This window comes from uncultured Phycicoccus sp., assembly GCF_947495705.1.
Classification (GTDB): domain Bacteria; phylum Actinomycetota; class Actinomycetes; order Actinomycetales; family Dermatophilaceae; genus Phycicoccus.
In genome coordinates this window covers 1-242 of record NZ_CANLZR010000027.1, presented here as the reverse complement: position 1 = coordinate 242, position 242 = coordinate 1, and the positions used below count along the sequence as shown (strand labels likewise).

Annotated in this window: 1 protein-coding gene; it reads right to left on the bottom strand. The window is 81.4% G+C overall.

Features of this window, described 5'->3' with window-relative positions; translation table 11 throughout:
• On the bottom strand, positions 1–242 hold a 242-nt coding region (locus Q0963_RS16515; protein ID WP_299448179.1), incomplete at both ends, for a hypothetical protein.

Genomic DNA, 242 nt, shown 5'->3' with positions numbered 1-242 from the left:
CGGCGGGTGCGGCGCCGCAGCCGGGGGGCGTCCTCGACCCCGAACCACGGCTCGAGGGCGGCGAGAACGGTGGCGGCGACCTCGGCCGGGCACTCCGCCAGCTCGTCGGCGACGACCTGCGCCCGGTACCCGTCGAGGCGGCCCTGGGTCATCGCGGTGTGCAGCGCGCCCAGGCCGGTGGCCGTGGCGGTGCCCGCGGGGCCGTCGGCGGCGACCCGCACCGCCTGCCGCACCCGCCGCTC